17 protein-coding genes are annotated in these 22,359 nt (G+C 70.4%); 5 read left to right on the forward strand and 12 right to left on the reverse strand.

From position 1 onward, the window contains the following. Positions 1 to 70 precede the first annotated feature (70 nt). A complete protein-coding gene (locus tag ACIGJO_RS09185) occupies positions 71 to 2,230 on the reverse strand; it encodes a RecQ family ATP-dependent DNA helicase (protein WP_399954313.1) in 2,160 nt (719 codons plus the stop codon). A gap of 325 nt (positions 2,231 to 2,555) precedes the next feature. Between ACIGJO_RS09185 and ACIGJO_RS09190 the strand changes: the two genes are divergently transcribed. Then, a complete protein-coding gene (locus ACIGJO_RS09190; RefSeq protein WP_399954316.1) occupies positions 2,556 to 3,197 on the forward strand; it encodes a hypothetical protein in 642 nt (213 codons plus the stop codon). A 70-nt stretch (positions 3,198 to 3,267) separates the two neighbouring features. Here ACIGJO_RS09190 and ACIGJO_RS09195 read toward each other — a convergent pair whose 3' ends face one another. From ACIGJO_RS09195 to ACIGJO_RS09220, 6 genes are all read right to left on the reverse strand, one after another. Continuing rightward, positions 3,268 to 3,897 carry a hypothetical protein gene (locus ACIGJO_RS09195; protein WP_399954319.1) on the reverse strand — a complete coding sequence of 210 codons (630 nt, stop codon included), beginning with the start codon at positions 3,895 to 3,897 and terminating at the stop codon, positions 3,268 to 3,270. A gap of 58 nt (positions 3,898 to 3,955) precedes the next feature. Next, positions 3,956 to 4,666: a ribonuclease HII gene (locus ACIGJO_RS09200; RefSeq protein ID WP_399954322.1), complete on the reverse strand. Its 711-nt coding sequence runs from the start codon at positions 4,664 to 4,666 to the stop codon at positions 3,956 to 3,958. 217 nt (positions 4,667 to 4,883) lie between these two features. Beyond that, positions 4,884 to 6,542 (reverse strand): DUF4153 domain-containing protein, encoded by a 1,659-nt coding sequence (locus ACIGJO_RS09205; protein ID WP_399954325.1) that lies wholly within the window; start codon positions 6,540 to 6,542, stop codon positions 4,884 to 4,886. 213 nt (positions 6,543 to 6,755) lie between these two features. Continuing rightward, positions 6,756 to 7,679 carry an ADP-ribosylglycohydrolase family protein gene (locus tag ACIGJO_RS09210; RefSeq protein ID WP_399954328.1) on the reverse strand — a complete coding sequence of 308 codons (924 nt, stop codon included), beginning with the start codon at positions 7,677 to 7,679 and terminating at the stop codon, positions 6,756 to 6,758. 12 nt (positions 7,680 to 7,691) lie between these two features. Beyond that, entirely contained in the window at positions 7,692 to 8,351 is a 660-nt protein-coding gene (locus ACIGJO_RS09215; protein ID WP_399954331.1) for a histidine phosphatase family protein, read from the reverse strand. Continuing rightward, on the reverse strand, positions 8,290 to 9,987 hold the full coding sequence (locus tag ACIGJO_RS09220; RefSeq protein WP_399954334.1) for an ABC-F family ATP-binding cassette domain-containing protein: 1,698 nt from the start codon (positions 9,985 to 9,987) through the stop codon (positions 8,290 to 8,292). The genes ACIGJO_RS09215 and ACIGJO_RS09220 overlap by 62 nt, the downstream gene beginning before the upstream one ends. Before the next feature lie 88 nt (positions 9,988 to 10,075). Between ACIGJO_RS09220 and ACIGJO_RS09225 the strand changes: the two genes are divergently transcribed. Further along, the gene (locus ACIGJO_RS09225) at positions 10,076 to 10,756 is read left to right on the forward strand and encodes a TetR/AcrR family transcriptional regulator C-terminal ligand-binding domain-containing protein (RefSeq protein WP_399954337.1); all 681 of its coding nucleotides are present in this window, start codon (positions 10,076 to 10,078) and stop codon (positions 10,754 to 10,756) included. Between the two features lie 57 nt (positions 10,757 to 10,813). Here the strand turns inward: ACIGJO_RS09225 and ACIGJO_RS09230 are convergent, their stop codons facing one another. Then, positions 10,814 to 11,419, reverse strand: a complete 606-nt coding sequence (locus ACIGJO_RS09230; protein WP_399954340.1) for a YdbC family protein — start codon at positions 11,417 to 11,419, stop codon at positions 10,814 to 10,816. Between the two features lie 234 nt (positions 11,420 to 11,653). Between ACIGJO_RS09230 and ACIGJO_RS09235 the strand changes: the two genes are divergently transcribed. Together ACIGJO_RS09235 and ACIGJO_RS09240 are read left to right on the forward strand one after the other, a co-directional pair. Then, complete coding sequence (locus tag ACIGJO_RS09235; protein WP_399954343.1) at positions 11,654 to 12,190, forward strand: TerD family protein; 537 nt, start codon at positions 11,654 to 11,656, stop codon at positions 12,188 to 12,190. A 45-nt stretch (positions 12,191 to 12,235) separates the two neighbouring features. Then, on the forward strand, positions 12,236 to 12,799 hold the full coding sequence (locus ACIGJO_RS09240; protein ID WP_399954346.1) for a dihydrofolate reductase family protein: 564 nt from the start codon (positions 12,236 to 12,238) through the stop codon (positions 12,797 to 12,799). Between the two features lie 693 nt (positions 12,800 to 13,492). On the opposite strand, the gene ACIGJO_RS09245 is transcribed toward ACIGJO_RS09240, so the two are convergent. Together ACIGJO_RS09245 and nrdR are read right to left on the reverse strand one after the other, a co-directional pair. After that, a complete protein-coding gene (locus tag ACIGJO_RS09245; RefSeq protein WP_399954348.1) occupies positions 13,493 to 16,390 on the reverse strand; it encodes a vitamin B12-dependent ribonucleotide reductase in 2,898 nt (965 codons plus the stop codon). Between the two features lie 165 nt (positions 16,391 to 16,555). Continuing rightward, positions 16,556 to 17,068, reverse strand: coding sequence for a transcriptional regulator NrdR (nrdR, locus tag ACIGJO_RS09250; RefSeq protein ID WP_399954351.1), 513 nt, complete (start codon positions 17,066 to 17,068; stop codon positions 16,556 to 16,558). A gap of 499 nt (positions 17,069 to 17,567) precedes the next feature. Between nrdR and lexA the strand changes: the two genes are divergently transcribed. Continuing rightward, positions 17,568 to 18,365, forward strand: a complete 798-nt coding sequence (gene lexA / locus ACIGJO_RS09255) for a transcriptional repressor LexA (protein WP_399954354.1) — start codon at positions 17,568 to 17,570, stop codon at positions 18,363 to 18,365. Positions 18,366 to 18,441: 76 nt separating this feature from the next. On the opposite strand, the gene ACIGJO_RS09260 is transcribed toward lexA, so the two are convergent. Next, a complete protein-coding gene (locus tag ACIGJO_RS09260; protein ID WP_399954357.1) occupies positions 18,442 to 20,412 on the reverse strand; it encodes an ATP-dependent DNA helicase in 1,971 nt (656 codons plus the stop codon). 50 nt (positions 20,413 to 20,462) lie between these two features. Continuing rightward, positions 20,463 to 22,322: an IucA/IucC family protein gene (locus ACIGJO_RS09265; protein WP_399954359.1), complete on the reverse strand. Its 1,860-nt coding sequence runs from the start codon at positions 22,320 to 22,322 to the stop codon at positions 20,463 to 20,465. Positions 22,323 to 22,359: the final 37 nt, after the last annotated feature.

Raw genomic sequence — 22,359 nt, forward strand, 5'->3', positions numbered from 1 at the left:
CTGACGCCGGCCCGAGCCGCCCCGGCGGGCAGAGTCCACCGGGGCGGAGTTCACGCGGGCGGCGTCCGGTTCACCCGGTCGCGGCAAGGACCAGCGGAAGGACCTGCTCACCGCCCGCCCGGCGCAGCAGCCGGGCGGCGACGGCAAGGGTCCAGCCGGACTCCGTGAAGTCGTCCACGAGCAGGACCGGACCGGGAGACCCTGCGAGCGCACCGGCCAGCTCCTCCGGAACGGCGAAGGCACCGGACAACGCCCTCAGCCGCTGGGCGGAGTTGCTGCGCCGCGCCGCGTGCGCGCCGCCCGCCCCGGTGTACGTCAGGGTCCCCAGGAACGGGAGACGGCCGATGTCCGCGATTCCCTGGGCGAGGGAACCCACCAGCTTCGGGCGGGTCAGGGACGGTACGGCGACGACTCCCACCGGCCGGGCGGTGGCGTCCTGCACCCCGGGCGCCCAGCCGCCCGGGGAACGCGCCCAGTCGGCGAGCACCGCCACCGCGGCCTGCAGGACGTCGTCGGGGACCGGCCCGTCGGCCGCGTTCTCGGCGAGCAGCGGACGCAGCCGGTTGCCCCAGCCGATGTCCGAGAGCCGGCCCAGGGCACGCCCGGTGGAGCACTGCTCCTTGGCCGGGATGCGCCCCTTGAGCTCGATACCGAGGGCGGGCATCCCCGTCGGCCACATCCGCCGGGGCTCCACCTCCACTCCCGGACGGTCCAGTTCCCTCGTCGCCCCCGTCAGCGTCTCCGCCGAGACGGAGGAATCGGCCCAGGCGCCCGCGCAGTTGTCGCACCGGCCGCACGGGCTCGCCCCCTCGTCGTCCAGCTGCCGGCGCAGGAACTCCATGCGGCACAGGGACGTGCTCACGTAGTCGCGCATCGCCTGCTGCTCGGCCGCCCGCTGCCGCGCCACCCACGCGTAGCGCTCGGCCTCGTACACCCACTCGGCTCCCGTGGCCGTCCAGCCGCCCTTCACCCGCTTGACCGCGCCGTCGACATCCAGCACCTTCAGCATGGTCTCCAGCCGGCTGCGCCGGAGATCCACCGCCGCTTCCAGGGCCGGAACGGACAGCGGCCGCCCCGCGTCGGCGAGGGCCGCGAGGGTCTGGCGAACCTGTGCCTCGGGCGGGAAGGCTGTGTCGGCGAAGTAACGCCAGATGGCCTCGTCCTCCTTGCCCGGAAGCAGCAGCACATCGGCGTGCGCGACACCGCGGCCCGCGCGCCCCACCTGCTGGTAGTAGGCGATCGGCGAGGACGGCGAGCCGAGATGGACCACGAAGCCCAGGTCCGGCTTGTCGTAGCCCATGCCCAGCGCCGACGTCGCCACCAGCGCCTTGACCCGGTTCTCCTGGAGGTCGAGCTCGGCCTGCAGCCGGTCGGCATTCTCCGTCTTCCCGGTGTACGAGGCCACGCGGAAGCCCCGCTGGCGCAGGAAGGCGGTGGCCTCCTCCGCCGCGGCGACGGTGAGGGTGTAGATGATCCCGGAGCCCGGCAGCTCGTCCAGGTGCTCGGCGAGCCAGCCGAGGCGGTGTGCCGCGTCGGGCAGCCGGACCACACCGAGCCGCAGGCTCTCCCGCTCCAGCGGGCCGCGCAGCACCAGGGCCTCGCCGGCACCGGTGCCCAGCTGCTCGGCGACATCCGCGGTGACGCGTGCGTTGGCGGTCGCGGTGGTGGCCAGGACCGGCACACCGGGGGCGAGCTCGGCGAGCATCGCCCGCAGCCTGCGGTAGTCGGGGCGGAAGTCGTGGCCCCAGTCGGAGATGCAGTGCGCCTCGTCCACCACCAGCAGACCGGTCGTGGCCGCGAGCTTGGGCAGCACCTGATCACGGAAATCCACGGAGTTGAGGCGCTCCGGACTGACGAGGAGGACATCGGTCTCGCCGCGCTCGACCTCCCCGTAGATCGTTTCCCACTCCTCCGGGTTGGCGGAGTTGATGGTCCGCGCCTGGATACCGGCCCGTGCCGCGGACTCGACCTGGTTGCGCATCAGCGCCAGCAGCGGCGAGATGATCACCGTGGGGCCGGAGCCGCGACGGCGCAGCAGCGCGGTGGCGACGAAGTAGACCGCCGACTTGCCCCAGCCGGTGCGCTGCACCACCAGCGCCCGCCTGCGCTCCTCCACCAGAGCCGCCACGGCCTGCCACTGGTCCTCCCGCAGCCGCGCCGTCCCCCCGGGGTCGCCGACGAGCTCGGCGAGGATGGCATCGGCTTCGGCGCGGAGTTCCAGGTTGTCCATCCCCCCATGCAACCCGATGGCACCGACAATGGACAATCGCCGCCGCCGGGCGGCCGCCCGCGCGGCAGGCCGGAACGGGTGTTTCCGCTGGTCCTCGCTGTCCGGGCGGGCAAGGTGGTCTCATCCGGTGGTATCCGGGCAGGGATATCAGTGTCATTCCGGCTGATTCCCGTCAGCCGCAGCAATTGCTCGTTGCCGCCTGCGGATACGCCAGGAAGAATTGGAGTCGCTCCCCGCACGGTCTCTTCGCGGCCCGGAAGGGCTGTGCCGCGGCGCGCCCCCACCCACCCTGCCCGCAACGTGGGCGCGTAGCGAAGGGAGGACCGTGACCTTCGGATTCGCTCCGTCCGCGGACTCCGCGACAGCGGCGTCCTCGGTTTCCGCCTACTCCGCCAATCACCTTGCCAGGATGCTCGAACCGGCCGAGTGGGCCTCGGCGGGCATCCCCCTCCTGCGCAGCCCGCGCGAGGTCGTCAGCGGCCTGCACGCCCGGCACCACCCGACGCCGTCCACCGCCGTCGTCGCGGTTCTCGACCACGAGGAGCGGCTCACGGCCAGCGCCTCGTTCGTCCGCCGGACCGCGGTGCCCGCGGACGGCTGGGACTTCCGCAACGCACTGCTGGCCCATCTGCGCCGCGTCATACCGCACGATCTGCGCCGCCGCACGCCGGTGCGCACCGCGGTGCTCCTCTACTGCCGCGAGGGCGACGAGCGGTGGACCGAGGAGGACGGTGCGTGGATGTGGGGCCTTCGCGACGCCTGCACACTGCACGGCCTGCGGTGCGGCGCGTACATCACGCTGACCCGCGGAGGCTGGCAGGTGCTGGGGGAAGGGCGGGGCGGCCGTCGGCCCAGTTCGCTGTCACGGCCGTCGGCGCTCACCGGCACCGCCGGCGGTCAGCACCCGGCACCGTCGCGCACCGGCGGCGGAGCGGCGGAGGCCCTGCGGCGCACCGCCGCCCGCTAAAAGCGGTCTGCCCGGTGTCCCGGCTGCCGCGTGGGCGGCCGGGACACCGGGCGAACCGGGGACGGACGTCTCAGACGCCCGCGCCGAGCACGGAGTTGATCGTCCCCGGGTCACCGCAGACGATCAGCAGCGCCTCCGCGCGCTCCCGCGCCGCGGGAAGCGTGCGGGCGGCGGCGCCATCGGCGTCCCCGTTCACCGCGACCACGACCACGGGGCGGTCCTTGGCACGGGTGATCGCCGACGCGTCCCCGAAGAAGACGTCGTCACCGGCGTCGTGCTGGGCCCAGTAGGCGGCTTCTCCGAAGGAGAGCTCGTGTGCGGCCCACGGGTGCTGATCACCGGTGGTGAGCACCAGGATGTCGCCCGGTGCCCGTCCGGATTCGAGCAGCAGGTCGACGGCCCCCTCGGCCGCGTCGAGTGCGCCCCCGGCCGGAGCCGGGATCACCTGGAGCTGCGGCGCGGAGCGATTCTCCGGCTTGGCCGGCACGGGCCGGGCGGCGGGAGTGGGTGCGGGTTGCGTGCGCTGCGCCGGAGGCGCGGGCCGCGCGGGACCCGGGACCGGGCGTCCGGGACGCGGCGTGGCCGCGGAACGCGGACCTGGTACGGGACGGGGGGTCGGCGCGGTGCGGCCGGCGGCCGGAGTGACGCGGGGACCCTGGGCGCTCTCGTGAATCTGAGGCTCCTCGGGGATGAGAGGCATGAATGTGGTCGGTAGGACGCCGACACGGTCGGCATCGGAGGTGGGCGCGTGTGCGCGATCAGAAGTCGAAGCCGAGCTGGCCCCCGCTTTCCAGTTCAGCCGCCTCGGCGGAAAAACGGACCTTCTTCAGGTGCTGCCACCTGGGCAACGCGTCCAGGTACGCCCAGGAGAGGCGATGCTGGGGCGTCGGCCCCCGCTCCTCCAGTGCGGCCCTGTGCACGGGAGAGGGATACCCCGCGTTGGCGCCGAAGGCGAAGTCTGTGTACTCCTCTGATTCCGCGCCCAGTTCGGCCATCATCCGGTCGCGGTGGACCTTGGCGATGACCGAGGCCGCCGCGACCGCGATACAGGACTGGTCGCCCTTGATCACGGTACGGACCTTCCAGGGCTGCCCCAGGTAGTCGTGCTTGCCGTCGAGGATGACGGCGTCGGGACGTACCGGCAGGCCTTCGAGAGCCCGTACCGCGGCGAGCCTGAGGGCGGCGGTCATGCCGAGTTCGTCGATCTCCTGCGGCGACGCGTGACCGAGTCCGTAGGCCGTGACCCACTTCTTGAGCAGCGGGGCCAGTTCGGCGCGGCGCCTGGGAGTGATCAGCTTGGAGTCGGTGAGTCCTTCGGGCGGCTTCCGCAGGCCGGTGACCGCCGCGCAAACGGTGACGGGGCCGGCCCACGCTCCGCGTCCGACCTCGTCGACACCGGCGACGGTCCTGGCACCGGTGGTAGCGCGGATCGAGCGCTCGACGGTGTGCGTGGGTGGTTCGTACGGCATGGCGCCAGCAAGCGTACGCCGACAGCAACGGCAGCAACACCCCGGGGCGCCCGGCATACCGCGGATCCGCTCGCGGCGTCCCCCTGAGCAGCGCGAACCGGCCACGGCCGAGGGCCCCGGAAGGCGAGCGGGCGGGCCCCGGAGGCGGCACGGGACAGCCCGGATCCGGCCCGATCGGGACCGGCCCCGTCCGCCCGCCTCAGCCCTGTCCAGTGGATCAGTACGGGTCGTAGGGGTCGTAGGGCTCACTCTCGGTGTTGCCCTCCCGCTCGCTGCCGCTGCCCGGTGCGTAACAGCCCCGGCCCTCGACCGTCGCTCTCCGGTTCCTGAGGATGTCCTTGGCCCGCGCTTCGCCCCAGCTGGTGGCGTACCAGGGGGAGTCCGTGGAGTCCAGGGTCCGCTGAATGTCCTGGAGCGCGCAGGAACGCAGCGGTTCCGGCAGCGTGCTGAGGGCCGGTACGGCGTCGGCCGAGAGACCCTTGAGGTAGGCGATGTCGATCGGCTTGTCCTGGCGGAAGCGCTGGACGTTCTGCTCCGCGATCACCCCGTCCGGTGAGAGCAGCCCGAAGGCGAGCACCCCGGCCGCGGCGCTGACGGCCACGGCCCGCGGCAGGATTCTGGCACCGAACACGCCCGCCGCCAGAATCAGGACGAGCACCACGCCGAGCCAGAGTTCCACGGCGGCGACGGATATCCGGAGCCTGGTGAGGCCGAACTCGTCGACGTACAGGTCCATGCGGCGCAGCGCCGAGGCCACGACGACGAGCGTGAGCACGCACAGCGTGCCGAGCACGGCCCGTACGAGGGTGCGGTCGCGGTTGCCGCCGCGCGGGGCCCAGCGCAGCGCCAGGGCGATCACCAGGAGGGTGAGCAGCGTGGCCCAGAGGAGCTGCCAGAAGCCCTGTCGGGCGTACTCGGCGCGGGTCAGCCCGGTCTCCTCCAGCACCTTGCCGTAGCCACCGAACAGAACGGCCAGCTGGAGGGTGATGAAGGCCGCGAACAGCAGATTGAGCACGATGAGCGGAAGTGCCCACTCCGCGCTGCCGCGGGGCTTGCCGGGGCGCACGGTGATCCCGTCCCAGCGCATCGGGGCAGCCGCGGTGTACGCGGCGGCCAGGGCGCCCACGAGACCGGCCAGGAACAGGAAGAACCGCCACGGTCCGTCGGCGGCGGACACATCGGGGGCGAGGTTGCTCAGGAGGTCGGCGAAGGCGGCGTCGGCGCCGGCGAAGAGAGCCCCGAACACGATCAGCAGCACGGCGGCCACCGCCGTGGTGCGTACCGCTGTGCCCAGGCGGCCGCTCGACCCGGCGGTACGGTCGCGCAGTCCGCGCCAGCCCCACAGGGCCCCGGGAACGATCGAGTCGGCCATCCCCAGCGAACCGGCCAGCACACCCGGCCAGCTCCGGCTGCCGTGAAGGGCGAGCGAGCCCAGCGCGAAGGCCGACACGACCGCGAAGAAGGCCGGCCAGCCCGCGTCCCGGAGGGCCGGGACGGTGAGGAGGGCGAGTCCGCCGGCCGCCCAGGTCAGCGTCCATGGACGGGGCCGGCGCCCCGCCGCCCGCGCGGCGAAGAACGCGGCCAGTGCCGCGGGCACCGCCACGATCAGGAGGTTCACCCCGAGGCCGTCGCCCAGCAGCGCCGCGCTGAGCAGCGCCGTGGCCAGAACCGCCCAGAGTGTGGCGGTCCGGACGACGGCCGGCGGGGCCGGACGGAGCCGGGTCAGCGATGAGGGCGCCGGGGTTCCGTGCGACCACGGGTTGCCCTGGTGCCGGCCGGTTCCCTGTCCGTGCTGCGCCCGCGCACGGGCGGGTTCCTCGGGCGGGGCGGACGCCTTGGACGGCTGACGGGACGCCTCGGACGGTTGATCTGACATGGGACCCCTCCCCACCGGGGTCCACTCGCGCGGCGACTGGGCTGCGCGGCTGCCCCGGCGTCTCATTCGGCGCACGCCCGTCAAGATCGACAAGGGGCGGCGTGGCCGAAAGAGTAGCTGCGGACCGGTGTCCTCCGGCTTCCCGCGTGATGCTGTGGCAGGACCGTGACAGTCGGCGCGGTGAGGCGGATCGCGGGTCGGCGGGGTGTCCGGCTACCTGCCGGACCGGGAGCCGTGTGCCGTGCCGAGCCAGCGCGGGAACTCCTCCGTCTGCGCGAGCCAGGCTGCCGGGGGTGTTCCCGTACTGCCCGAGGCGACGACTCCGCCCGCGATGGCGCACGTCGTATCGACGTCACCGCCGGCCTGGGCCGTCTCCCAGAACGCCTGCTCGAAGTCACCGAGACTCCGCGCCGCCGACCAGAGCGCGAACGGCACGGTGTCGTGCGCACTGGTGCGGCGTCCGTTGCCCAGGACGGCGGCGACCGTCCCGGGGTCGCGGTAGTCGAGCATGTCGCGCGCCCGGCGCAGGCCCTGGCCGACAGCGCTGCGGGGAACGAGGGCGATCACCCCGTCCAGCAGGCCTTCCGGCGTCGGCGGGCCGCCCGGGGCGGCGGCCAGTGAGGCGGCCGCGGCCACGGCCATCGCTCCCACCACGGCCTCGCGGTGCTGGTGCGTGGTGTACGAGGAGATCTCGGCCTGGTGAGTGGCCTGTTCCGGATCGCCCGCGTACCAGGCCCCGAGGGGAGCGATCCGCATCGCCGATCCGTTGCCCCAGGACCCCTGGCCCTGGAACAGCGCGGACGCCAGCTCACGCCAGTCGCCGCCTTCCCGCACCAGCCTGAGCATCCGGTTCACGGCGGGACCGTAGCCCCGGTCGAAATCGTGGTGCACGGCGAAGGAGCGCGCGAGGGCGTCCTGGTCGATACGGCCGTGCTCCACGAGGACGGCCAGCACCGAGCAGGCCATTTCGGTGTCGTCGGTCCACTGCCACGGGCCCGGCGGCAGGCCTCGTTGTTTCAGCAGCGGATAGTTGGCGGGGACGAAGAACTGGGAGCCCAGGGCGTCTCCCACGGACAGCCCACGCAGGCTGGCCAGGGCGCGTTCGAAGCGCCGGTCGGAAGCAGAATCAGCGGTCATCGCCCTGCCACTCTATCCGGTGATGCCGTACGGCTCAGGGGTGCGCCAGCGTATGAATGGCCGGTCGAGGGTGTACCGGCCGTCCGCGCCGAGCTGGAGGGTCCGTGTCTCACCGTTCCCCGGGTTGGACAGTGACTCGAACTCCGCCACCGACCAGTGGAACCAGCGCATGCAGAACAGCCTCATGGTCAGCCCGTGGGTGACCAGCAGGACGTTCTCCGGGTGGTCCGGGTCCTCGAAACTCCGGTGCAGACTCTCCAGGAAGGCCCCGACCCGGTCGTACACATCGGCCCCGGACTCGCCCTGCGCGAACCGGTAGAAGAAGTGCCCGTAGGCGTCCCGGTAGGCCTTCTGCAGCCGCACGTCGTCCCGGTCCTGCCAGTTGCCCCAGTCCTGTTCGCGCAGCCGCGGCTCCTCCCGGACCCGCACCCGGCCGAGGTCCAGGCCGAGTGACCTGAAGGTCTCGTGCGTGCGCCGGTAGGGAGACACATAGACACTCACCCGCTCGCCTTCGAACAGGTCACGCAGCCGAACCCCCGTCTCCCTGGCCTGCCGCAGCCCCGTGGCGGTGAGCCTCAGCGCGTGGTCGGGCTCCCGCTCGTACACCGTGTCATCGGCATTGCCCTCGGACTCGCCGTGCCGGACGAGGACAATGCGCTGCGGTCGTGCCATGGACCGACCCTAGATCGAGTCCGGCTCGATCGAGCAGTTGTCCGGACTCCATCCGGCGTATGTGACCAACGAAACGGCGGCGCAGCAGCCGGTCGTGGGAGACCACCACCAGTGCCCCGGGCCAGTGGTCCAGCGCGGTCTCCAGGTCCTGCACCAGCCCGAGGGCGAGGTGGTTGGCCGGTTCGTCCAGGAGCAGCAGGTCGGCGGGGCGGGCGAGCAGCCTGGCGAGAGCCAGTCGCCGACGCTGGCCGGCGGAGAGGGAGCCGACCCGCACATGGAGGTCGCGGCGTCGGAACAGGCCGTACGACAGGAGCAGTTCGGCCTGTTCGTCCTGGGTTGCCGGCAGCCCTCTGCCGAACACCTCGATCACCTGATCCGCGGGACGCCGCACCGGAATCTCCTGCGCGAGATACCCGATACCGCCCCGGCGGACGACGGAGCCCTCGTCCGGAACCAGGACACCGGCCATGACCCGCAGCAGAGTCGACTTGCCCGCCCCGTTCCCGCCGTGGATCAGCAGCTTCTCCCCCGCCGACAGGGTGAACTCGTCGACGGCGAGCCGGTCGCCGACACGGACGCCCCGCAGGGACAGCAGCTCCCCCGCCGCCTCCCCGGCCGCGGGGCGGGCGGCGAAGCGCAGCGGCTCGGGCGGTCTGGCCACGGGCTCGGCCTGGAGCCGTCGCAGCCTTTCCTGAGCCTGGCGGATCCGCCCGGACACCGATGACTGAACGCGCCCGGCCGCACGGTCGTAGGCCATCTTGTTGCCGTCCTTGATCGCCCGGCCGGCCGCGACACCGTGTGCGGTGGTCCGCGTGTACTCCGCGAGCCGGTCGCTCTCGTCGCACCAGCGCGCGTACGCCTGCTCCCACCGTCGGCGGGCGGCCTCCCGCTCCTCGCGGAAGCCGGCGTAACCGCCGCCGTACCGCACGACCGATCTGCGGTCGGCGTCGACCTCCAGGACCGCGGTGGCGACCCGTTCCAGGAAGACCCGGTCGTGCGAGACCGCGACGACAGTGCCGGGGTGGGCGAGCAGCTCCGTCTCCAGCCACTCCAGGGCCGCCTCGTCCAGGTGGTTGGTGGGCTCGTCCAGCAGCAGCACTTCCGGGGCCGCGGCGATCACCAAGGCGATGCCGAGCCGCGCCTGCTCGCCGCCGGAGAGACTGCCCAGGGTCCGTTCACGGCCGATGTGGCCCAGCCCGACTCCATGAATCGCTTTGTCGACGCGGGCATCCGCCTCGTACCCACCGCGCAGTTCATAGGCGGTGAGAAGGTCCCCGTACGCCGCGAGGGCTTCGCCGCTCGCCGCTCCGAGACCGGCCTCGGCCTCGCGCAGCCGCCGCTCCATCGAGCGCAGTTCCGCAAGAGCCACGTCGACCGCGTCCCCGACCGTGCGGGCGGGCGGCAGCCGCGGGACCTGGTCCAGCATTCCGGCACCGCGCCCGGACATCGTGACCACCTCCCCCGTATCGGGCTGTTCAAGACCGGCGAGCAGACGCAGCAGCGTGCTCTTCCCTGCGCCGTTCTCCCCCACGATGCCGACGCGCTCACCGGGGCGGACGGAGAGCGAGACACCTTCCAGCAACACCCGGTCACCGCGCGACACCGTGACATCACGCAGCGAGATCTGAGTGGACACGGGCGCCTCCAGGTCAAGTAAATGCAATCGATGTCGCGTTAGCGAGACTGTGGCACACTGAAGCCCACTAACGCAACGGGAGTAGCAATTGAGTGAGGAAGAGACCGCCCCACCGGCCGGCGGGCATCCGGCACCCGGTACCCGGCGCCCCGGCGGACGCACCGCACGCACCCGGGCCTCCGTCCGCGACGCCGTCCTCACGGGACTGGCGGAACAAGGCTTCCCGGGGCTCTCCATCGAGTACGTCGCCGAGCACTCGGGGGTGCACAAGACGACCCTCTACCGACGCTGGGGCAGCGTCGAGGGGCTGATCGTCGACGCTCTCGAACTCGCGGGTGAGGACAGCTGGACGCCCCCCGACACGGGCAGCCTGCGAGGAGACCTGCGCGCACTGCTCCGCGAGACGGCCGATTCGTTCAGCGACCCCGCCGAGGCCGCCGCGCCGACCGCGTTCATCGCCGCCGCGTTCCAGTCACCGCGGGCCGCACAAGCGCTGCGCACCTTCTACGGCGAGCGGTTCTCGCGCTGCGAGGCCCTGGTGTCGCGGGCGGCCGGACGCGGCGAGATCCCCCATGGCACCGACGCCGGCGCACTGGTGCGGGCGGCTTCGGCGCCCCTGTTCCTGCGCCTGTTCATCACGCGCGAACCCGTCGACGCGGACATCGCGGTCCAGGCGGCGGACACCGCGCTGGCCGCGGCGCTGGCCGGGGTCTTCACGGCGCCGACGCAGCCGGAGCACACCCCGGACCGCGCCACGGAAGGCTCCTGAGCTGTCAACCGGCCCGAGCGACAAGGCCGTTGGCGCGCTCGTCGGAGCGCGGGCCGGTCACACCGTCCAGGACGGTTCGAGCATCACCACGTCTCCGGCCAGCTCCGCGACATCCGTCTCGGTCTGCGCACGCGCCGACAGCCGTTCGGCGCCCTCCGCCCGGTACTTGCCGCGCTCGGCGCTGGAGTTCCACATCGACAGCACCAGGAACTCATGTCCCGGCGCTTCCCCGAACACCCCGCGCAGCATCCCCGGCGACCCCGCCATCGCCGGGTTCCACACCTGCTCCTGCATGAGCGCGAAGTGCTCGACCCGGTCCTCGTGCACCCGGCTGTGCGCCACCCTGACGACGTCCGCGTCCGCGAAGTGGGGTTCGAAACCGGTCTTCACATCGAACCGGTGCTCAAAGAGCTTGACCTGCGTGTCCCGGTGCGTTCCCGACTGTGCGGAGGCTATCGGGTCGTGGCCGCGGGCCATGAAGGAGTCGTAGAAGACACGGTTCTCCCAGAACGCGAACACATGGGCGACTTCGGGGTGCACTCGGCTCCACCCGCCGCTCTGTCCCCTGAACCCCGGCTCACCGAGCAGCCCCGCCCACTTTCGCTGTCCCCGCTCGAAGCCATGACGGTCGACGACGGTGCAGCGAATCCACTTGACCAGCACCGCGCCATCGTACGGCGCCGAACGTGTCGCAGGTCACCAGCTCGGCGATGCCTGCCCGGAATCGGCGCATCCCGGATCCCTCTCGTATCCACCGGTTCACAGGTGTGTCGCCGCTGCGGTACAGATGGCCCGAATCCGTCGCCCGGTGTCAGGACAGTTGGTTCCATGGAGAGTTACGTACATGATCGGTTGATGAGAGCGGACCGTCGGTGCGGCGGCCAGGAGGGAAGCCCTGTGAGTACTCCCAACAAGGACATCGAGAAGGTCGAAGTACGGCTGAAATGGGACCCCAGCGAAAGCGGCGATCCGGCCAATGACCTCGACATCATCGCCGCCACGTACACGGTGGACGAGCCCTACGGCAGCCCCTCGTACGTGGTGCACTTCGACAGCCGCTCGCCGGACGGCACCATCGCGCTGAACCGGGACAGCAGGACCGGCCAGGGCCTCGGCTTCGACGAGGTCATGACCATCGAGCTGGACCGGCTGGCGCCGAGGTACGGGCGGGTGGTGGTCGGGGTCGCCATCCAGCAGCGCAACGGCCACAAGACGTTCGGCGGGATACAGCGCACCGGCGTACAGATCCGCGAGGGCTACACCACGCTCGCGGAGGACGACTTCTCCGGAGTCTCCACGGCCACCGCGGCGGTCGTCGCCGAGTTCACCCGGGACAGCTCGGGAGTATGGGGGTTCCGCTCGGCCGTGCGTGGCTTCGAGGGGGACCCCGACTCGTTCGCCATGATGATGGGGAGCCATACCCCGGGGACCTGATCCGGCGGCGGGAACCCTGATCCGATCACGTCGGCGAGGACCCGCATGGGCAAGATCATCCTGATGATGTCGGTATCCCTCGACGGTTTCTTCGAGGGACCCGGCCGCGACATCGGCTGGCACCTGGTCGACGACGAGGTGCACGGATACTTCAATGACCGGCTGAGGATGATGGGGGCGTTCCTCGATGGCCGTGTCACCCATGAGCTGATGGCCGACTTCTGGCCAACAGCGGACGCCGACCCGTCGTGCCCCGCCCCCATGGCCGATTTCGCCGGGATCTGGCGGGACATGCCCAAGTACGTGTTCTCCAGAACGCTCGAACGGGCCGACTGGAACACCACCGTCGTGCGTGAAGTCGTCGTCGACGAGATCCTGGAGCTCAAGGAACGGACGGACGGGGACCTCGCGCTCGGCGGTGCCGACCTCGCCGCTTCCTTCGCGCGGCTCGGCCTGATCGACGAGTACCACCTCTGCGTTCATCCGGTCATCCTCGGAGAGGGAAATCCCCTGTTCCGGCCGGCGGAGACCAGGACCGATCTGAGGCTCGTGGAGACCAGGGCGTTCGGCAATGGCGTCGTGCTCCTCCGCCATGAGCGCCTGAGCTGAACACCGCGGACGGGACCGCGCCGCAGGACGGTCCCCTCCGTGTGCATCGGGATGTACGCGTCGTGGAAAGCATCGGCCACTTCGCTGGAATGGGCGGAGGTGCGCGCGAAGTACGCGTCCAGGACACGTTGCTCGTAGCGGGACGCGTCTCCTCCAGAGCTCTGGCAGGACGTTCTCTGAACGCCCGGAGCACCAGCGGTTTCGCTACTCGTCCGACACATCCAATGAGGCGACACGTCTGATGAGGGGGGCGGGTGTGAGAACTGCCGGGAACGCCTGCGATGGCGCCCAGCACGTCGACCGCTTCGGCGAGCCGGTCGTCAAGCAGTTGCTTCCAGCGCGGTGTGGGGGCATGGGCGGCTGTTTCCTCCGGGAATGGTCATCGCATGTGCGTCGGCTGATCTCGGTGGCGCAGGCGCCCCCGGTCCCCGGCGGCGGCCCGCTGCCACTTGACGGCCACGCCGACGTCGATGCCGAGGGCTCGGGCGCGGACAGCGGCGGGCACCGACTTCGACGACCGCCCGGCTCCCGGCAAGGCCGGGGCTGGCGCGATGCGCGTTCTCCGAACGCAGTCGTGGTGTACCGACCGCAGAAGGGAGGGGCGTCGGCCGTGGCCGACGCCCCTCCCTCGCAGAGATCACGCTCCGGGTTCAGCTACGCCGGATGATGCATCCGACGCAATTCCGCCCGGTTTCAGCTGCAACCGCTGGTCGAGCCGCAGCCCTCGCAGATGTAGCAGGAGCCGGCGCGCTGCATCTTCGTACCGCAGGAGAAGCAGAGCGGTGCGTCGGCGCTGATGCCGAGCTGCATCTCGACCAGTTCCGCCGAGGTGTGGGCCGTCTTCGGGGCGGGCTTCTCAGCGGACTCCGCCGGAGCCGCCACCGCCTTCAGGGGCTCCACGTGCAGCGGAGCGGACTGGGCCAGGCCCTCGACGTCCAGGTCCCCGTCCTCCAGGGACGGCTCGTACGAACCGGTGTCGAGGTGGCGCTGACGTTCCTCGGCCGAGTGGATGCCGAGCGCCGAGCGCGTCTCGAAGGGCAGGAAGTCGAGCGCCAGACGGCGGAAGATGTAGTCGACGATCGACTGGGCCATCCGCACGTCCGGGTCGTCCGTCATACCGGCCGGCTCGAAGCGCATGTTCGTGAACTTCGAAACGTACGTCTCCAGCGGAACGCCGTACTGCAGACCCACCGAGACGGCGATGGAGAAGGCGTCCATCATGCCCGCGAGGGTCGAGCCCTGCTTGGACATCTTGAGGAACACCTCACCGAGACCGTCGTCCGGGTAGGAATTGGCGGTCATGTAGCCCTCGGCGCCGCCCACCGTGAAGGAGGTGGTGATCCCCGGGCGCCCCTTGGGCAGGCGCTTGCGGACCGGACGGTACTCGACGACCTTCTCCACCGCGGTGCGGATGGTGTCCTCGGCCTTGGCGGTGACCGCCGCCTTCTCCTTGTCCTTGGTCTTCGCGGAGAGGGGCTGGCCGACCTTGCAGTTGTCGCGGTAGATCGCGAGCGCCTTGACGCCCATCTTCCACGCCTCGAAGTAGACCTCTTCGACGTCCTCGACGGTGGCCGTCTCCGGCAGGTTCACGGTCTTGGAGAGCGCGCCGGAGATCCACGGCTGGATGGCCGCCATCATCCGGACATGCCCCATGGCGGAGATGGAACGCTCGCCCATCGCGCAGTCGAAGACCTCGTAGTGGTCGGTCTTCAGACCGGGAGCGTCGATCACGTTGCCGTTGTCGGCGATGTGGGCGACGATCGCCTCGATCTGCTCCGGCTGGTAGCCGAGGCGGCGCAGTGCCTGCGGCACGGTGCCGTTGACGATCTGCATCGAGCCGCCGCCGACCAGCTTCTTGAACTTGACCAGGGCGAGGTCGGGCTCCAGGCCGGTGGTGTCGCAGGACATCGCGAGACCGATGGTGCCGGTGGGCGCGATGACCGAGGCCTGCGCGTTACGGAAACCATTCTTCGCGCCGAGGCGGATCACGTCCTGCCAGGCCTCCGTCGCGGCGGCCCAGATCGGCGAGTCGAGGTCGTCCACGTGGACGGCCTTGGCATTGGCGTCGGAGTGCTGCCGCATGACGCGCTGGTGCGGCTCGGCGTTGCGGGCGTAGCCGTCGTACGCGCCGACGACCGCGGCGAGCTCGGCGGAGCGCCGGTAGGAGGTGCCGGTCATCAGCGAGGTGATGGCGCCGGCGAGCGCGCGGCCGCCGTCGCTGTCGTACGCGTGGCCGGTCGCCATCAGCAGGGCGCCGAGGTTGGCGTAGCCGATGCCGAGCTGACGGTAGGCGCGGGTGTTCTCGCCGATCTTCTGGGTCGGGAAGTCCGCGAAGCAGATCGAGATGTCCATCGCGGTGATGACCAGCTCGACGACCTTGGCGAAGCGCTCGGACTCGAAGGACTGGTGGCCCTCGCCGTCGTCCTTGAGGAACTTCATCAGGTTCAGCGAAGCCAGGTTGCACGAGGTGTTGTCCAGGTGCATGTACTCGCTGCACGGGTTCGAGCCGTTGATCCGGCCGGACTCCGGGCAGGTGTGCCACTGGTTGATCGTGTCGTCGTACTGGATGCCGGGGTCGGCGCAGGCCCAGGCGGCTTCGGCCATCTTGCGGAAGAGGGACTTGGCCTCGACCTCTTCGATGACATCGCCGGTCATCCGGGCACGCAGCCCGAACTTGCCGCCGGACTCGACGGCCCTCATGAACTCGTCGTTCACCCGGACCGAGTTGTTGGCGTTCTGGTACTGGACGGACGTGATGTCGTCGCCGCCCAGGTCCATGTCGAAGCCCGCGTCGCGCAGGGCGCGGATCTTCTCCTCCTCCTTCACCTTGGTCTCGATGAAGTTCTCGATGTCGGGGTGGTCGACGTCCAGGATGACCATCTTGGCCGCGCGGCGCGTGGCGCCACCGGACTTGATGGTTCCGGCGGACGCGTCGGCACCCCGCATGAAGGAGACCGGACCGGAGGCGTTGCCGCCGGAGGAGAGCAGTTCCTTGGAGGAACGGATCCGGGAGAGGTTCAGGCCGGCGCCGGAGCCGCCCTTGAAGATCATGCCCTCTTCCTTGTACCAGTCGAGGATCGACTCCATGGAGTCGTCGACGGCCAGGATGAAGCAGGCGGAGACCTGCTGCGGCTGGGGCGTGCCGACGTTGAACCAGACCGGCGAGTTGAAGCTGAAGATCTGGTGCAGGAGGGCGTACGCCAGCTCGTGCTCGAAGATCTCGGCGTCCGCGGGAGAGGCGAAGTAGTTGTAGTCCTCTCCGGCCTTCCGGTACGTCTTCACGATCCGGTCGATCAGCTGTCGCAGACCGGTCTCGCGCTGCGGAGTGCCGACAGCCCCACGGAAGTACTTGCTGGTGACGATGTTGACCGCGTTCACCGACCAGAAGTCGGGGAACTCGACGCCACGCTGCTCGAAGTTGATCGAGCCGTCGCGCCAGTTGGTCATGACGACGTCACGATGCTCCCACGCCACCTCGTCGTACGGATGCACGCCGGGGGTGGTGTGGATGCGCTCGATACGCAGACCCTTGCTCGACTTGGTGCCCTTGGTGCGGGAACCTCGTGCCGGGCCGCTCGCCGTCTCTGTCATGCCGCCTCCCATATGTGGGCAAAAACGCCCTGAAGTGCCCAGTTCTTCCCGGGACACAGTGTGTGTCTGATGTTCCGGCCACCGCGTACGGCGCTCCGGGAACAGGTCTTGTGCTGCCCGGTCTCCGCCGGCAGGCCTCTGCCGGGCGGGACGGGCACATGCCGCTCAGTCGGCGGCGGTGGCGGGTGCCGGGACCTCGACGGTCTCCCGGCCCCCGCAGTCCTCCACGAGGGGCCGCCGCTCGCGCAGTTCCACGATGGCGGCCTCGAAGTCTTCGAGTGAGTCGAACGCCCGGTACACGGACGCGAAGCGCAGGTAGGCGACGAGGTCGAGTTCCCGCAGGGGGCCGAGTATGGCCAGACCCACGTCATGGGTGGTGAGCTCCGCGCTGCCGGTGGCGCGCACCGCCTCCTCGACCCGCTGGCCGAGCTTGGCGAGGGCGTCCTCCGTGACGGGCCGCCCCTGGCATGCCTTGCGGACGCCCGAGATGACCTTGGTACGGCTGAACGGCTCGGTCACGCCACTGCGCTTGACCACCATCAGCGAGCAGGTCTCCACCGTGGTGAAACGACGGGAGCAGTCCGGGCACTGACGGCGACGGCGGATCGACGTGCCGTCGTCGGTGGTGCGACTGTCGACGACCCGGCTGTCGGGGTGCCTGCAGAAGGGGCAGTGCATGGCTCCCAACCCTCCTTCACAGCACGACTGAATAGCCTCTTCAGGCCCGGTACGGACCCGTTGAAGCAGGTTCAAGCATAGGCGATGACCATCAACCCGATGACCCGGGACCACAACTTCTGGGTGGCCGGAGCAATCCAACCACTAGATCTAGGGTTTGGCCGCACTTTCGCCCCTGTCGCGTGTCGCGCGGCGGGAGCGGAGAGGGGACGGGCGGGCCAGCCATGAGGGTACGGGAAACGCACGGCCGCCGAGATCCCGGGGGCGCCGGATGACACACTGGAACGGCACCCTCACGGACCGCCCGCGCACCCCCGGCCGCGCCCGGGAACGCTACCGTAATGAACCGAATTGCCGGTCACTCCGCGTCCCGCGCATACACCTGACGGTAAGGCCACGACAGCCCTTTATTCGTTTTTCACTCGAACGTGTGTTTGGCGCAACCTTTCGAAAGCTACTACCGTTGTCCAACTAGGGAGAACATTCGAGAGGGGCCGACGTGACCACCACCGCAGACAGTGCCACCATCACTGCCCAGGACCACCGCTCCCAGAGCCGACTTGAGCCGGTGCATTCAATGAATGACTCAGTCATGAACACGGAGGGGCCGGAGCCCGCGCGCCCCGCGCGCTCATTGCCCGGCCGGCCCCCAGGAATCCGGGCGGACAGCTCGGGACTCACCGACCGGCAGCGACGGGTGATCGAGGTCATTCGCGATTCCGTCCAGCGGCGGGGATATCCGCCCTCCATGCGGGAAATCGGTCAGGCAGTGGGCCTGTCCAGCACCTCGTCCGTCGCCCATCAGCTGATGGCGCTGGAGCGCAAGGGCTTCCTCCGACGGGACCCGCACCGCCCGCGCGCCTATGAGGTCCGCGGCTCCGACCAGCCCAGCACCCAGCCCACGGACACGACGGGCAAGCCCGCCGCTTCGTACGTCCCCCTGGTGGGACGGATCGCCGCCGGTGGACCGATCCTCGCCGAGGAGTCCGTCGAGGACGTCTTCCCCCTCCCCCGCCAGCTGGTGGGGGACGGCGAGCTGTTCGTCCTGAAGGTCGTCGGTGACTCGATGATCGAAGCGGCGATCTGTGACGGCGACTGGGTGACCGTGCGCCGTCAGCCCGTCGCCGAGAACGGGGACATCGTGGCCGCGATGCTGGACGGCGAAGCGACCGTCAAGCGCTTCCGGCGCGAGGACGGCCATGTATGGCTGCTCCCGCACAATGCCGCGTACCAGCCGATCCCCGGCGACGAGGCGACCATTCTCGGCAAGGTCGTCGCGGTGCTGCGGCGGGTGTGAAACCCGCCGACCTCGACCGGGCCCCGGGATTAACTGCGCCGATCCCGGGGTCCTGCTCTGCCCGCCGTCAGCCCGCTCACCTGCCGTCGGCCGTGGCTGCCGCATCGATCGCGGCCAGTGAGCGTCGTACCTGGTTGCGGTCCGTGGTGTACCAGAAATCGGGCAGCGAAGCGCGCAGGTAGCTCCCGTACCGCGCATTGGCCAGCCTGGGGTCGAGCACGGCAACGACACCCTTGTCGCCCGTGGCCCGTACGAGCCGGCCGGCTCCCTGGGCCATCAGCAGAGCGGCGTGTGTCGCCGCCACGGCCATGAACCCGTTGCCCCCCGCTTCCTCCACCGCCTTCTGGCGCGCACTCATCAGCGGATCGTCGGGCCGCGGGAACGGGATCCGGTCCATGATCACCAGCTGGCAGCTCGGCCCTGGCACATCGACGCCCTGCCAGAGCGAGAGCGTGCCGAAGAGACAGGTCTCCGGATCGGCGGCGAAGTTCTTGATCAGCTCCCCGAGCGTCTCCTCGCCCTGCAGCAGGATCGGCTTGTCCAGCCGGCCACGCAGCTCCTCGGCCGCCGCCTGGGCCGCGCGCATCGAGGAGAACAGACCCAGCGTGCGGCCGCCCGCCGCCTCCACCAGCTCGGCGAGCTCGTCCAGCATGTCCGTACGCGTCCCCTCCCGCCCCGGTGTGGCCAGATGCCGGGCGACATACAGAATGCCCTGCTTCGGGTAGTCGAAGGGTGAGCCGACGTCCAGCCCCTTCCACTGCGGGAAGTCATCGCCCGCCGCGCCTTCCGGGGCGAGTCCCAGCGACGCACCCACCCCGTTGAAGTCCCCGCCCAGCTTCAGCGTGGCCGAGGTCAGGACCACGGAACGCTCGGCGAACAGCTTCTCGCGCAGCAGACCGGAGACGGAGAGCGGGGCCACGCGCACGGAGGCCCCGAAGCGGTCGTGCCGCTCGTACCAGACGACGTCGTACTCCGAGCCCTGGGTGATGCGCTCGGCCACACTGTGGATCGATTCGACCGACGCCATGGCCTGCTTGCGGACGGCGTCCTCGTCCTGGACCGACTTGTCCCGGGTCGCACCCATGGCGGAGATCACCGTGCGCGCGGCATCGCGCAGGGCCATCAGCGCGTAGCCGAGGTCCTCGGGCACTTCCTCCAGACGACCGGGCAGCGCCAGCTCCATCACCCGCTCGAAACCCTCCGACGCGGTCTGCAGCGCGTCGGCGGCCTTCTCGTTGACGAGCTTCGCGGCCCGGCGGACCGCGCGGTTCACCTGGCCCGGGGTGAGCTCACCGGTGGCCACGCCGGTGACCCGGGAGACCAGCTCGTGGGCCTCGTCGACGATCAGCACCTCGTGCTGCGGGAGCACCGGGGCACCTTCGATGGCATCGATGGCCAGCAGCGCGTGATTGGTGACGACCACATCGGCGAGCTTGGCGCGCTCCCGGGCCATCTCCGCGAAGCACTCCGCGCCGTACGCGCACTTCGTCGCACCCAGGCACTCGCGCGAGGAGACGGAAATCTGCGCCCAGGCACGGTCGGAGACCCCGGGAGTGAGATCGTCCCGGTCCCCGGTCTCCGTCTCGTCGGACCAGTCACGCATCCGCAGCAGGTCCTGGCCCAGCTTGCTGGACGGCGCCGCCGCCTCGAACTGGTCGAAGAGCCCCTCCTCCTCGTCCTGCGGGACGCCTTCGTGGAGCCGGTGCAGGCAGAGGTAGTTCGACCGCCCCTTCAGCATCGCGAACTGGGGCCGGCGGCGCAGCAGCGGGTGCAGCGCGTCGACCGTGCGCGGCAGGTCCCGCTCCACGAGCTGGCGCTGGAGCGCGAGTGTCGCGGTGGCCACCACGACACGCTCTCCGTGGGCCAGGGCGGGCACCAGATAGCCGAGGGACTTGCCCGTACCGGTGCCGGCCTGGACGAGCAGATGGGATTGGTCGTCCACGGCCTCGGCGACGGCGGCGGCCATCGTGGCCTGGCCGGGCCTTTCCGAACCGCCGACAGCGGTGACGGCGGCATGGAGGAGCTCGGGGAGAGATGGCTTCGTCATAGCCCGACCACCCTACGGCGCACCACTGACAACGGCGATCACTCCCGGCCTCACGCCATGGGGTGGAGCGGGTTGGGAACGGTGCCGTGGATGGCCGCGTGCGGGCGCTGGGGCCGGTCCCGGTAACCGTCCACATGCAGACGGTTACGGTTGAGACAGAGGCGTTCGATCCGCGGGGTGAGCATGTCGAACGTCTCGAACCGGTCCTTGAGCTCGGGGAACCGCGCGTGATGGCGCAGGATCTCCGCCCGGACAAGTGACCAGAATTCATCCTCCGGCACGTCGAGCTGTTCCTCGCACAGCGGCGACAGATAGCGGAAGACCCCGACGAAGAGACCGGAGTGGATGAACTGGGTCAGGAAGGAGGGCTCCTCCCTCAGCAGGACCCGCCGTACGTCCTCGGGCATCGAATCGTGCTCCGGCAGCGGCTGGGCGCTCACATTGACGTCGTCGACGAAGTCCTTGATCGCCAGACGTACGGGGACGTCGTGGTCGTCGAAGACCACGATGGCGTTCTCGCCGTGGGGGGAGAACACCGTTCCGTAGCGGTAGAGGAAATGCAGCAGCGGCGGCACCAGGGCGGAGAAGAGGCGGGTGAGCCACGCGGCCGGTGTCAGCCCGGACCGGCCGACCAGTTCGGCCGTGAACGCGCGGCCGTGCGGGTCCGTGTGCAGCAGTGACGCCAGGGTGCGGGCCCGTTCGCCCGGTGCCAGACGGGGCGGCAGGGGCTCTCGCCAGATCGCGCCGAGGATTTCCTTGAACTGGTAGGGCACCTCGGGAAGATGGTCGTACAGCGGATGCTCGACGGCCACCGAGGCGACCTCGCCGAGGAGGATGACCCGGCAGGTGTCGCGCAGGAACGGATCGGTCTCGCACAGGCCCTGGACCCATGCGGTGACGGCCGGAGCGGCGAGGGTGCGCTCGGTGGGCAGACCGCGCCATACGAGGGTGTTGAGGATCGACAGCGGCAGTTTGACCGTGTGCCGGTCCGGCCGGCCGATATTGGAGAACGTGCGGATGGACTGCTGCGGCAGACGCGCGTCGCCGTCCGCGTGCAGCGCGACGATGTCCCCGCCGGCGATGGCCGGGGCGAAGAGCGGAGCGATCCACTCGTTCCACTGCCAGGGGTGCACGGGTAGGTAGAGATAGCTCTGCGGGTCGAGTCCGCGTGAGGTGAGTTCGGCGGCGAAGGACGCGCGGACCGAGGCGTCGAGTTCCTCGGAGTACAGGCGCTCGGGCGTGGCCAGCCGGGTCACTCCGCGGTATCCGGCGATCCGTGTGCTGACGGCGATCCATGGCAGTCGGACGGCTCTGCGGGCCTCCGGGGTGAACCCGGCGGCGTCCACGGTGGAGAAGCCGAGCCGCCCCTTGTTGGCCACCAGCCACGGGTGCCCGGTCTGGTGCCCTTCGAGTTCGGCGTAGTCCAGGTCGGCCAGGCGTGCCGCGGTGAGCGCGGTGTGATCGAGGCGGGCGTCGGCCGACAGCGTGGTGGTGAGCTCACGGATGAGATGGCCCAGTGTGGCGCCGTCGAGCCGGAGGAGGCCGCGGGCGCGGGTGAGGAAGTGCAGGGGGTCGCCGAACGGCCGCGTCCGGGTGTCCGGGGCGCCGCACACCCCGGTCCCGGACGGTTCCTCGCCCAGACGGATCGACTCCGGTGTGATGCGCCAGCTGCCGTAGACACCGCGCCTGGCCCGGAAGCTCAGGAATCCCCCGTCGTCGAGCGGGACGGCGTAGGTGTCACGGCCGCCGGGCCGTTGGACCGGTTCGATGATCTCTTCGTAGGCGAACTCGCCGAGCATCTTGGCAAGCAGCCGGGCCGCGGCCCGGTCCCAGACCGCCCGGTTCAGCTCGGGGGTCCTGAGCAGGCTCTGGGGCTCGGCTGATTCATGGCTCGCAGGGTATTTCGGCACGGGGACTCCTCCGGGTGGAACCGATGGGGTTCGAGCG

The sequence above is a fragment of the Streptomyces sp. NPDC079020 genome, from assembly GCF_044542225.1.
Classification (GTDB): domain Bacteria; phylum Actinomycetota; class Actinomycetes; order Streptomycetales; family Streptomycetaceae; genus Streptomyces.

Excerpts from the sequence above, each read along its gene's own strand:
- nrdR (WP_399954351.1), bottom strand. The coding sequence starts at position 17,068 with ATGCACTGCCCCTTCTGCAGGCACCCCGACAGCCGGGTCGTCGACAGT.
- ACIGJO_RS09240 (WP_399954346.1), top strand. The coding sequence starts at position 12,236 with ATGGGCAAGATCATCCTGATGATGTCGGTATCCCTCGACGGTTTCTTC.
- ACIGJO_RS09200 (WP_399954322.1), bottom strand. The coding sequence starts at position 4,666 with ATGCCGTACGAACCACCCACGCACACCGTCGAGCGCTCGATCCGCGCT.
- ACIGJO_RS09205 (WP_399954325.1), bottom strand. The coding sequence starts at position 6,542 with ATGTCAGATCAACCGTCCGAGGCGTCCCGTCAGCCGTCCAAGGCGTCC.
- ACIGJO_RS09210 (WP_399954328.1), bottom strand. The coding sequence starts at position 7,679 with ATGACCGCTGATTCTGCTTCCGACCGGCGCTTCGAACGCGCCCTGGCC.
- ACIGJO_RS09260 (WP_399954357.1), bottom strand. The coding sequence starts at position 20,412 with ATGACGAAGCCATCTCTCCCCGAGCTCCTCCATGCCGCCGTCACCGCT.
- ACIGJO_RS09215 (WP_399954331.1), bottom strand. The coding sequence starts at position 8,351 with ATGGCACGACCGCAGCGCATTGTCCTCGTCCGGCACGGCGAGTCCGAG.
- ACIGJO_RS09185 (WP_399954313.1), bottom strand. The coding sequence starts at position 2,230 with ATGGACAACCTGGAACTCCGCGCCGAAGCCGATGCCATCCTCGCCGAG.
- ACIGJO_RS09245 (WP_399954348.1), bottom strand. The coding sequence starts at position 16,390 with ATGACAGAGACGGCGAGCGGCCCGGCACGAGGTTCCCGCACCAAGGGC.
- ACIGJO_RS09195 (WP_399954319.1), bottom strand. The coding sequence starts at position 3,897 with ATGCCTCTCATCCCCGAGGAGCCTCAGATTCACGAGAGCGCCCAGGGT.